The organism is Candidatus Didemnitutus sp., from assembly GCA_019634575.1.
In the GTDB taxonomy this organism is placed as follows: Bacteria; Verrucomicrobiota; Verrucomicrobiia; order Opitutales; family Opitutaceae; genus Didemnitutus.
The window spans coordinates 103,428-115,242 of the sequence record JAHCAY010000005.1 but is presented as its reverse complement, the minus strand read 5'-3'; the positions used below and the strand labels follow the sequence as shown (position 1 = coordinate 115,242).

7 protein-coding genes are annotated in these 11,815 nt (G+C 65.8%); 4 read left to right on the top strand and 3 right to left on the bottom strand.

Annotated elements, in window-relative coordinates; genetic code table 11:
• Positions 1 to 8 precede the first annotated feature (8 nt).
• The 3 genes from KF715_21675 to KF715_21665 form a co-directional block, all read right to left on the bottom strand.
• Positions 9 to 1,721, bottom strand: a complete 1,713-nt coding sequence (locus tag KF715_21675) for a type II/IV secretion system protein (GenBank protein MBX3739313.1) — start codon at positions 1,719 to 1,721, stop codon at positions 9 to 11.
• Complete coding sequence (locus tag KF715_21670) at positions 1,718 to 2,311, bottom strand: hypothetical protein (GenBank protein ID MBX3739312.1); 594 nt, start codon at positions 2,309 to 2,311, stop codon at positions 1,718 to 1,720. The genes KF715_21675 and KF715_21670 overlap by 4 nt, the downstream gene beginning before the upstream one ends.
• Before the next feature lie 166 nt (positions 2,312 to 2,477).
• Positions 2,478 to 3,641: a substrate-binding domain-containing protein gene (locus tag KF715_21665; protein ID MBX3739311.1), complete on the bottom strand. Its 1,164-nt coding sequence runs from the start codon at positions 3,639 to 3,641 to the stop codon at positions 2,478 to 2,480.
• A 119-nt stretch (positions 3,642 to 3,760) separates the two neighbouring features.
• Between KF715_21665 and KF715_21660 the strand changes: the two genes are divergently transcribed.
• From KF715_21660 to KF715_21645, 4 genes are read left to right on the top strand one after another with little or no spacing between them, the layout of a single operon-like run.
• Positions 3,761 to 6,682, top strand: a complete 2,922-nt coding sequence (locus tag KF715_21660; protein MBX3739310.1) for a TonB-dependent receptor — start codon at positions 3,761 to 3,763, stop codon at positions 6,680 to 6,682.
• Between the two features lie 7 nt (positions 6,683 to 6,689).
• Positions 6,690 to 8,045 (top strand): Gfo/Idh/MocA family oxidoreductase, encoded by a 1,356-nt coding sequence (locus KF715_21655; GenBank protein MBX3739309.1) that lies wholly within the window; start codon positions 6,690 to 6,692, stop codon positions 8,043 to 8,045.
• Between the two features lies 1 nt (position 8,046).
• A complete protein-coding gene (locus tag KF715_21650) occupies positions 8,047 to 10,170 on the top strand; it encodes an alpha-glucuronidase (GenBank protein ID MBX3739308.1) in 2,124 nt (707 codons plus the stop codon).
• Positions 10,167 to 11,813 (top strand): arylsulfatase, encoded by a 1,647-nt coding sequence (locus tag KF715_21645; protein MBX3739307.1) that lies wholly within the window; start codon positions 10,167 to 10,169, stop codon positions 11,811 to 11,813. Before KF715_21650 ends, KF715_21645 begins: the two co-directional genes overlap by 4 nt.
• Positions 11,814 to 11,815: the final 2 nt, after the last annotated feature.

Sequence of the window (11,815 nt, the reverse complement as noted above, 5' to 3'; positions counted from 1 at the left end):
GGCGCGGATCAGGCGGGGCGCGCCGGTGCGAGCTCTTGTGCCGTTGTGACGCTGAGGACTTCCTCGATCGTGGTGACGCCGGCGGCGACGAGGCGGCCGCCATCCTGGGCCAGCGTGGTCATGCCGCCGCGCGCGGCGGCGGTGCGGATGGTGTCGGTCGAGGCATGTTCGAGCACGAGGCGGCGGATGTCGGCATCGACGTCCATCCATTCGAAGATGGCGCGGCGGCCGTGGTAACCGGTCGAGCGGCATTCGCGGCAACCGACGGCGCGGTAGACGGTGGCATCGGCGGGGACGCCAAGCACGGCTTTGCCGCGTTGGGTTTCCGGACTGGTGTCGACGGCCTTGCAATGCGGGCAGAGCAGGCGGACGAGACGTTGCGCGAGCACGGCTTCGAGCGAGGAGGAAACGAGGTAAGGTTCGATGCCCATGTCGACGAGGCGCGTGACAGCGCCGGCGGCGTCGTTGGTGTGCAGCGTCGAGAAGACGAGGTGGCCGGTCAGCGAGGCCTGCACGGCGATCTGCGCGGTTTCCTGGTCGCGGATTTCGCCGATGAGGATGACGTCGGGGTCGTGGCGCAGGATGGAGCGCAGGCCGCGGGCGAAGGTGAGGCCGGCTTTTTCGGAGACCTGGATCTGGTTCACGCCCTTGAGCTGGTATTCGATCGGGTCCTCGATGGTGATGATCTTGCGCTCGGTGTCGTTGATCTCGTGCAGCGCGGTGTAGAGTGTGGAGGTCTTGCCGGAGCCGGTCGGGCCGGTGACGAGGACGATGCCATGCGGGAGGTGCAGCACGCGGTGGAGGCAGGCGAGTTCGCGCGGGGCCATGCCGAGTTCGCTCGCGCCGAGGAGGGATTTGTCCTGACGCAACAGACGCATGACGACGGCCTCGCCGTGCAGCATCGGGATGACGGAGACGCGGATGTCGACCTCGGCGCCCTCGATGCGGACCTTGATGCGGCCGTCCTGCGGGAGGCGCTTCTCGGCGATGTTGAGGTGGCTGAGAATCTTCACGCGCGCGCCGATGGCGGACTGGAAGCGCTTCACCTGCGCGGGCACGGGGATTTCCTGGAGCACGCCGTCGATGCGGTAGCGGATGCGCAGCTCGTCCTCGAATGGCTCGAGGTGGATGTCGGAGGCGCGGAGATCGATGGCGTCCTTGAGGACTTGGTTGACGAAACGGATGATCGAGGCGTCCTCGGCGGCCTCGTCGAGGTCGGTGGTCTGGCCGCGCGTGTCCTCGTCGAGCACTTGCAGGCCTCCGGCTTCGTCGAGGGTGTCGATCGTGTCGGCGCCGACGCCGAGGTGTTTCTTGAGTTCGCGCTGGATCGCCTCGGTGGTGGCGAGCACGGGTTGGAGGCGCTGGTCGGCGAGGGCGCGCAGGCCATCGAGGCCGCTGCTGGCGAAGAGCCGGGCGGTGGCGACCTCGATGCGACCGTCGGCGCGGCGGAGCGGCAGCAGTTCGTCGCGCAGCAGGAGGCGCGCGGGGAAGAGCGCGAGGAGCTCCTGATCGGGCTCGATGGCCTCGAGGGTGGCGAACGAGAGGCCGTATTCCTGGGCCAGCCAGCGCAGCACGCGCTCCTCGGTGACGGCGTCGGGCTCGGCGGTCGACACGGCGACGAAGGCGTCGGCGTCGCTTGCGGCGAGCTGATTGGCCGCGAGCATGCGCGTGAGCAGCTCGGGATGCGTCCGAGCTGCCGGAGTGGAGGAAGGGGGCGTCATGTCAGGAGGCCGGCGAGAACCGCGATGGCTTCCTGGCGGACGGTCAGGACGGCGCGGAGTTCCTCGCGGGCCTGGTTGAGGTTCGTCTCGTTCTGCTTGCGGACCTCGCGGAGCTTTTCGAGGCGGGACTTGAGCTCGGCGTCGGTGGCCTTGTCGGTCACGGCGCTGCGCAGGGCGTCCATTTCCGCGGAAGATTGGATGCCGAGGCGGTTGGCCATGGCACCGCCCAGGCGGCCCAAGCCGGCGAGATTGAGGGCGGCTTCGGCGCGGCGCAGGTCGAGGATGCGCGTGACGCGCTCGGAGATGATCTGCCACTCGGCGTCATCGGCGACTTCCATCTGGGTGCGGAGGCCGGTGAGGAGACGCGCCTGCATTTCGGCGGGATTGAAATTGGCTCGGCGAGCCTCGCCGCGCTCGCTCCGGTCGCGACGGGGCGGAGGGGCTTCTTCATTTGCGGCGGCGGGTGCGACAGGCGGCGTGTCGGGGGTATTCTGGCCAGCCGCGGGACGGGCGAGAAAACCCAGGAAGGCGGCGAACGCGAGACGGCCGATCGTGCGGGCGGAGAGGGCGAGAGGGGCGCTTAAGGGCATGACAGCAGCAAGAGACGCCGGCGGGCGCCCGGCGGTGACAGGTTGGGTAGAAATAACCGCGCGCCCAGGCACGGCGGCGGGCCGGCGTGTCGGGGAAATGATGACACGCCGAGGGAGGGTCTCCCGCCGCATGGCGGTGCGGGGCGAACTGACGCGGCGGGCCGGCTTACGCCGGTCGTTGCAGAACGGTTTTCCGAAACGCCCCCGGCGTCGTGTCCAACAACCGGCGGAACGCGAGGTTCAGGTGACGCTGGCTTTCGTAGCCGCTGGCGTAGGCGATCTCGGCGAGCGACAGCGCTGCATCCGCCATGAGTTCCTGGGCGCGTTCGAGGTGCATGCGCTGCACATGCTCATAAACCGACAAGCCGAGCGCGGCGCGGAACCGCCGCTCCAGCACGCGACGCGAGAGTCCGGCCGCGCGGGCCACGTCCGTTACGTAAATGGTGTTGCTGCGCTGCTCGCGGATGTAGTCGAGCGCGACGGAGACCTGTTCGTCATCGACGGCGAAGTGGTCCGTCGACCTCCGGGTGACGATTTTCGGCGGCGGCAGCAGGATTTCCGCGGGCGGGCGGCGTCCGGCGAGCAGTGCCATGGCCGTCTGCGCGGCGCGATAGCCGAGCTGTAGTGTGGGAACCTCGATGCTGGTAATCTCCGTCGGGGCAAATTCCAGGCGCGTGAGATCGTTGCCGACTCCGATCAGCGCGACGTCGTGTGGTATGGTCACGCCGGCGAGTTGGCAGGCTTGCGCCAACTCCAGCACGACGCGGTCGTTGAAGCCGAGAATTCCGACCGGCTTGGGCAGGGTGCGAATCCAGTGCGCGAGCTCGCGGCGCACGGTGCCGGGGAAGGGGAGCGCCTCATGGCTGCGGGCCAGGGTGCGGTCATGGAACGTGCCTGCCCACTGTTGAGTCGCGGTGCGGAAGCTCGCGCGCCGCCGCTGCGAGGCGAGATGCGTGCGATTGCCGCAGTAGGCGAAGTTCCGCAAGCCGCGGCTCCCGAGATGCGCGGCGGCCATTTCGCCGATGCGGGCATCATCGGTGTTCACCCAGGCGATCGTGCGGGTGGCGAACTGTCCCGACACATTCACCACCGGCACGCCGCAGCGGGCGAGCGCGGCTTCGTCGCGCGCGGACGTCACGCGCGCGACGATGGCATCGAGACGCAAGGCGCGGATCGCGGTCGGGGAATAGGAGGCGGGCTGCGGCAGCTTCAGCACCTCGATGCCGGCGTGCTCGCGGGCGAACTGAGCCAGCCCCCGGAGAATCCCGTGGGTGTGATAGGCTTCGAGGCGGAGAAACGCGCCGAGACGGCGGAGACGCGGACTGGTCACTCCGGCGAAGCAGGAGCGAAAGTCGCAAAATGGCAATAGAATGGCGCGAAATGACGTAGTTATCATTTCAGGATTTCTCTAAAGTCCGGACGGTTCATCCTCTCCACCCCGTCCCCGCTATGAAACTACCCCGCTTGTTTGTCGCCACGGCCGTGCTGGCTCTGGCTGGCGCCGTTGCCGCCTTCGCCCAGTCTTCCGGTTCCATCGTCGGTCGCGTGACCGATGCGAATAACGCCAGTGCCCTGCCGGGCGTGGAAATTTCCGTCGCCGGCACGAGCGCGACGACGAGCACGTTGCCGGACGGCACTTATCGGATCAGCGGTCTGCCGGCGGGGTCCTGCTCCCTGACCTTCGCCTATCTCGGCTACGATGCGCAGACGGGCACGGTCGCGGTGGTTGCGGGGCAGGAGGCGATTTTGAACGCCCGGCTCGGTTCCGAGATCGTGCAGTTGGCTGAATTCAAAGTCGGCGGCGTGCGCGAGGGCCAGGCACGCGCCCTCAACCAGCAAAAGACCGCGGGCAACATCAAGAACATCGTCGCGGCGGACGCGATCGGCAACTTTCCGGACAAGAATGTCGCCGAGTCGCTACAGCGCATCTCGGGCGTCTCGACGGTCAGCCTGCGTGGCGAGCCGCTCTACGTGACCATTCGCGGCGCGAGCCCGCAGTGGAATTCCGTCAGCTTGGACGGCATGTCCGTGCTCTCGGCCAACGGCGCGCACAGCGATGCGCTCGGCGGCGACATGCGCTCGGTGCAACTGGACGTTTTGTCCTCCTCGCAGGTCGGCAGCATGGAGGTCGTCAAGGCCATCACGCCCGATCTCGACGGCGACAGCATCGGCGGCGCGGTGCTGCTCAAGGGACGGAGCGCGTTCGACTACGGGCGACGGGTGGCGACCGCGAGCCTCGCGGGCACGCACAACGATCTCGCGGACAAGTCCGGCTATCGCGGCACCTTCAGCTATTCCGACGTGCTCGGCGCCAACCAGGATTGGGGCGTGAGCGTGAGTTACAGCAAGGAGCGCAAGACGGAGCTCGAGCAAAGCAACGAGACGAACGACTGGTTTAAGATGACGGCGACGGTGAACGGCGCGACGATGACCGGATACGTCCCGACGACGCTGCTCCAGACCTACATTTACGACGTGCGCGAACGCGAAGCGGTCAGTGCGGCGTTGGAAAAGAAGATCGGCCGCGTCGGGCGCGTGTTTGTGCGCGGCTTTTGGAATAAATTCTCCGAAGACGATGAGCGCTACGGTTCGCGCTACATGCCGGGTCTGACCGCCACGGGTGGCAACTTGGACGTCACGCGCCCGGTGACGCTCTCGGAGGACGGCACGTTCACGCAGTTCGCCTCCACGCGCGCCACCTCGCGCCGGCAGGAGCAGCCGCAGAATTTTCTGAATCATTCCAGCGGCGTCACCGGCGGCGGCACATGGCAGGCGGCCGATTGGGGCGTGGAAAGCTCCGCATCGTTCAGCCGCTCGACGGAGGATTTCGAGACCGATCTGGGACAGTGGGTGAGCAAATCGAACGCGAACAACGTCGCCTTCGACTACACCGATCGCAATTTCTGGCGCTGGACACAGTTCAGCGGCACGTCGTTCTTCGATCCCGCGGGTTTGGGCATCAACTCCTCCCGGCACCGCAACGAGTTTTCAAAGAACGAGGAATACGCCGGCCGGCTGGATGCGAACCGCACTTTCGAGCTCGGGCACACGCCGGTGAAATTCCAAGCCGGCTGGAAGAGCCGCTGGAACACGAAATACGACAGCAACGACGTGGCGAACTACGGCGCGATGCGCAGCGGCACGCTCGATCTGAGCGATGCGCGTCTCGGCGGCGCGGTTGCGATTTCTCCCGACTTCCTCGGAGGGCGCTACGATTTCGGGCCATTCGTTCCGCTGCAGAACTGGGTCGAGTTCTTCAACGCGAATCGCGCGCAGCTCAACCGCGACACCGGCGTCTACGTCGATTCCACCGCCGGCTTGTTCGTGCCGAACATCAGCAGCTCGCTCAACGCGACGCTCGCCAACGACTACAAGTCGCACGAGGACATCCACGCCGGTTACCTGCGGGCGGATTGGAACTGGGGAAAACTCGGCGTCATCGCCGGCGCGCGTTTGGAGCGCACCGACTTCGACGTGCGCGCGCGCCAGCAGAACACCACGGTGGCGAACACCAATCCCGCGCGCTACCAGCCGTATTACCACGCGAGCAGCTACGACAATTGGCTGCCGGGCGTGCATCTGCGCTATGAGCTGAACAAAAAATTCATCCTGCGAGCGGCCTGGACGAACACGATCGCGCGTCCCAGCGCGGCCGCGCAGCTGCCGAACTTCACGGTCGACCCCGTCAATCTCACGATCAGCGGCGGCAATCCTACGCTGCATCCCGTCGAGTCGACGAATTTCGACGTGTCCGCGGAGTATTACTTCTCGTCGATCGGCGTGGCGTCGGTCGGGGCGTTTTCAAAATCGATCGACGGTCCGATCTACCCGAGCGTTTCCGCGCTGCAGTTCGATGCCGGCGCGGGACCGCAGCGTTTCATCTACTCGACTTCGCTCAATGCCGGCAAAGCCACGCTGCGCGGCATCGAGGTCAGCTACACGCAGCAGCTGCGTTTCCTGCCGAGTCCGTTCGACGGGCTGGGCATCTACACGAACTACACGATCACCGACTCGAGCGTCGATATTCCGTCCCGCCCCGGCGAAAGCTTCCCGCTGTTCAACCAGTCCAAGTGGCTCGGCAACGCGGCGCTATTCTACCAGAAATACGGTCTCACGGCGCGGCTCGCCTACACCTTGCGCTCCGGCTACCTCACCACGCTCGTCGGGCCGGGCACCGACACCTATTGGGACAGCGATCACCGGCTGGATCTGCAGGTCGGATACAAATTCCTGAATCACTGGACGGTCCAATTCCAGGCCAACAATCTCGAGAACACGCCGGAGCGGCAGTATCACGGCACGTCGTCGCGTCAGGAGTTCTACGGCCTGACGGGCCGTTTCTACTCACTCGGTGTCACCTGGGAACTCTGATTCCGGCATGAGCGCTCGCGTCGCATTCGTCGGAGTCGGCCACCGTGCCACACGTTTCATCGAGGAACTGGCGCAGCCGGGCCGTTCGGCCCGAATCGTCGGCTTCTGCGATGTCAGTGCCGTGCGCATGGCGGCGCAGAATCGCTGGCTGCGCGAGAAGCACGGACACGCGGCGGTGCCGGAGTTCTCCGCCGCACAGTTCGAGGAAATGATTCGCGCCACCGCGGCCGACACCGTCGTGGTGGCGACCGTCGATTCCGAGCACCACTCCTACATCGGGCGCAGCCTGGCCATGAATTGCGACGTCATCACCGAGAAACCGATGACGACCGACGCGAGCAAATGCCGCGCGATTCTCGCGGCCGCGCGCGTCCACCCGGAGCGGCGCGTGACGGTCGCCTTCAACTACCGTTGGGCGCCCACCAACACGAAGATCAAGGAACTCCTCGCGAGCCACCTCATCGGTGACGTCAAGAGCGTGAACCTGGAGTGGCAGCTCGATCTGCGGCACGGCGCGGATTACTTCCGTCGCTGGCACAGCGAAAAGCAGTGCTCGGGCGGCCTGCTCGTGCACAAGGCGACGCACCATTTCGACCTGGTGAACTGGTGGACCGATTCCATCCCGCGTCGCGTCTACGCGACCGGCGGCCTGAAATTCTACGGCGAGGCGAACGCCAAGGCGCGCGGGCAGACGGCGTTGACCGGTTATCCGCGCTATACGGGCGAGTCGCGCGCGCAGACCGATCCCTTTGCCATCGATCTCGCGGCGAATCCGCATTTCAAGGCGCTCTATCTCGACGCTGAGCGCGAGACGGGCTACGTCCGCGACCGCAATGTGTTCCGACCCGGCATCGATATCGAGGACGACGTGAGCGTTTTGGTCGATTATCGCAACGGCCTCGTGCTGACCTATTCGCTGAATGCCTTCAGCCCGCGCGAAGGGATGCGCGTCGTCTTCAACGGCACACGCGGCCGCCTGGAGTATCATCAGTTCGAGAAATCCAACGGCGCGACGCCGGAGAACGACGAGGGCCATCTGGAAAACCGCGAGGATCGTGCCGACAAGCCGTCGGCCGAGGGCAGCTCGATTCGCGTGTATCCGCACGACGGCAAACCCTACGACGTGCCGACGCGGCCTTCCACCGGCGGCCACTGGGGCGGAGATCCCTTGCTGACGCAGCATCTGTTCGGCGACAGTGCGGCGAAGGACGAATGGGGTCGCGTCGCCGGCCACGAGCAGGGCGCCGCCTCCATTCTGGTTGGCATCGCGGCCAACGAATCGCTGGCCTCGCGCATGCCGGTTTCGATCGATTCACTCGTCCCGCTCCGCTTGGACGCCACCTGCTTGAGCGAGCTCATCTGACATGCATCGCTTCCTGCTTCTCCTTCTCTGCGCGACAGCCGGGCTCGGCCGACTCGCGGCGGCGCCGGCAGACGAGGACGGCTATGAACTGTGGCTGCGCTATCGCCCCGAAGCCGACGCGGCGCGTCGCACCGAATACGCGCAGTATGCCGGAGCCATTGTCGCCCCGGAACGCGCGATTTGCCAATCCGCGCGGGCGGAACTCGCTCGCGCTTGGCAGGGCGTCGTCGGCGACCGGACGCCGGGGCGCGGTCGCGTGGTGATCGGTCTGCACGGCGATCATCCGGCGATTGCTGCGCTGGTCGACGCGCAGCGACTGGGAGAACTGGGCCCCGAAGGTTTCGTGCTCAGAGCGGGTGAGTGGAACGGCGCGCCCGTGTTGGTGGTTGCGGGCGGCGGCGACCGCGGCGTCCTTTACGGAGCCTTCGCGCTGGCGCGGGAGTTGCAACTCGGCCACGCGCTCAGCTCGCTCGATTTGGCGGATGCACCGAAGATCGCGCGTCGCTACGCCAATCACTGGGACAATCCGGTGCGCACGGCCGGATTTCGTGATGAGTCGATCGAGCGCGGTTACGCGGGCGAGAGTTTCTTCAAGTGGGACGAATTGCCGGAGCGCATCGATCCCCGCTTGCACGACTGGGCGCGCCTCCTCGCGGCGATGGGGATTAACGGCGTGATGATCAATAACGTGAACACGGCGAAACGCGGACTGGAGGGCTGGCGCCTGCTCACGCCGGAGTATCTGCCCAAACTTGCCGCCATGGCCGGCGTGCTGCGGCCGTTCGGCGTGCGGCTGTTCGTGTCGGTGAACTTCTTCAGTCCGGTGCTCATTGACCGCCTGCCGACCGCGGACCCGATGGATCCGGCCGTCCGAGCGTGGTGGCGAAAGAAGGCAGACGAGATTTACGCGCGGATTCCGGATTTCGGCGGCTTCCTCGTGAAGGCCGATTCCGAAGGCGAACCGGGCCCGATGAAATACGGACGCACCCACGCCGACGGCGCGAACATGATTGCCGCGGCGCTGGCGCCGCACGGCGGCGAGTTGCACTGGCGCGCCTTCGTCTACGACCGCTCAACCGGCGATCGCGTCACGCAGGCCTACGCGACCTTCGCGCCGCTCGACGGCCAATTCGCGAAGAACGCCTTCGTGCAGATCAAGAACGGACCGCTCGACTTTCAAGTGCGGGAGCCGGTGTCGTCGCTGCTCGGTGCGATGCCGCACACGAATCAGCTGCTCGAGCTCCAGATCACGCAGGAATACACAGGGCAGGACAAACACCTGTGCTTCCTAGCGCCGATGTGGAGCGAAGTGCTCGATTTCGACACGCACGCGCGGGGCGCCGGTTCGAGTGTCGCGCGCTTGATTGCAGATCGCCTGAATCCCGGCACGGAAAACGGAGTCGTCGGCGTGATGAATACGGGCGACAGCCGCAACTGGACGGGACATCCGCTGGCGCAGGCGAACACGTTCGCTTTCGGACGTTTGGCGTGGAATCCCGCGCCGCCGCCGGAGCGCATCGCCGCGGAGTGGAGTGCACTCACTTTCGGACGCGACGAGCAGGTGCAACGGGTCGTGGCGGAGATGCTGCTGGCGTCGTGGCGCGCATTCGAGGACTACACGGCGCCGCTCGGCCTTGGCCATCTCACCCGGCGCGGCGATCATTTCCATCCCGACCCGAAGAATCGCGTGGATTACCACGTTGGCGATCGGCAAGGCGTCGGCACCGACCGGACCGTCGCGACCGGCACCGGCTACGCGGGGCAGTATTTCGAGCCGTGGCGATCGCGCTATGAATCCGTGGCGGAGACGCCCGAGGACTTGCTGCTGTTTTTCCATCACGTGCCCTACACGCATCGCCTGCGGAACGGTCAGACGCTGATTCAGGAAATCTACGATCGTCATTTCGCCGGCTTGGAACGTGCACGCGGCTTCGTGCGGGCCTGGGATAGTCTGCGCGGACGCATCGACGACGCGCGCTACGCGGAGGTGCGGGCACGGCTCGTCGCGCAGGTGCGTTACGCGGAAGCGTGGGTGCGGTCGATCAACGGCTACTTTGCCGAACTGTCTGGCATTCCCGACGCGCAGGCGCGCGCTTTGCCTGCAATTTCCACCGAACAGCCATGAACATTCCGATTTCTCCGCGAGGGCGTCTCGGCGTCGCCCTTTTTTCCGCCACGGTGCTCGCGGCAATGGCGACCGAGCGTCCCAACATCGTCTTCATCGTGGCGGACGACATGGGCTACTCGGATCTCGGTTGCTACGGCTCCGAGATCGCGACTCCGAATCTCGATGCGCTAGCGGCGGACGGGCTGCGCTTTTCGCAGTTCTACACGACGCCGAAGTGCTTCCCGTCGCGCGCCTCGTTGCTGACCGGGCTGTATCCGCACCAGACCGGGCTCGGGCGGCGGCCGGGTAAATTGCGCGACTGCACCACGATCGCGGAAGTGCTCCGCACGGCCGGCTACCACACGTGGATGGTGGGGAAGTGGCACGGCAAAGACATCCCGGTGACGCGCGGCTTCGAGCACTTCTTCGGTCTCGTCGACGGACAGGTCAATCACTTCAACCCCGGCCACCAGCGCCCAGGCGAGCCCGTTCCCGCCAAGGACAAGGGCGAGCGCACGTGGGCGATCGACGACAAAGTGTTCAAGCCCTGGACGCCCGAGGATCCGAAATACTACTCGTCCGATGCCTTCATGGACCGCGCGCTCGAATACCTGGGCAACCAGCGCGACGACCAGCCGTTCTTCCTCTACGTGGCGTTCACGGCGCCGCATTATCCGATCCAAGCGTGGCCGGAGGACATCGCGAAATATCGCGGCAAATATCTCATCGGCTGGGATCAGGTGCGGGCCAATCGTTACCAGCGACAGAAGGAGATGGGGTTGCTGACGCCGGGCATGAACCTCGCTCCGCGCGGTAACACGCGGAGCGCCGTCGTGCGGGAAACGGGCGAGTGGATGAATCGGTTCTGGGACGGCAACGGACAAATCCTGCCGTGGGAGCAGGTGGGCGATCACGACAAATGGGACCTCAAGATGTCCGTCTACGCCGCGATGGTCGACCGGCTCGACCAAAACGTCGGCCGGTTGCGCGCCAAACTCCGCGAGCTCGGCAAGGCGGAGAACACCTTGATCGTTTTCCTTTCGGACAACGGCGCCTGTTCCGGCACGCATCACTACGGCGCGACGCCGAAGGACAAACCGACTTCCGGTCCCGGCCCGATGGATTCGTTTCACACCTACGACACGCCGTGGGCCGACGCGAGCAACACGCCGTTCTACGGCTACAAGGACACCACATACGAAGGCGGCAACGCCACGCCGTTCATCGTAAGCTGGCCAGCCGGCCTGAAAACGAAGCCCGGCGCCATCACGGCGGAGGTCGCGCACATCATGGATCTGATGCCGACCGCGCTGGAACTCGCCGGCGCGAAGTATCCCGCCGAATTCAACGGCTCGCCCATTCCACCCATGGAAGGCAAGTCGCTCGCGCCGCTGCTCGTCGGCGGGCACCGCGCGGGACACGAAGCGCTGTTCTGGGAATACAACGAGGACCGCGCCGTGCGCCGCGGCGATTGGAAGCTCGTGGCCTTCGGCAAGGACGGCCCGTGGGAACTTTACGATCTCGCGCGTGATCGCGCCGAGACACACGACCTCGCGACTCAGCGGCCGGAGTTGGTGCGCGATCTGGCAGCCCGATGGGAAGCCTGGGCGCGCCGGATCGGCGTGGACAAATTACCGGCTAAAAAAGCAATGGAGGACTGATC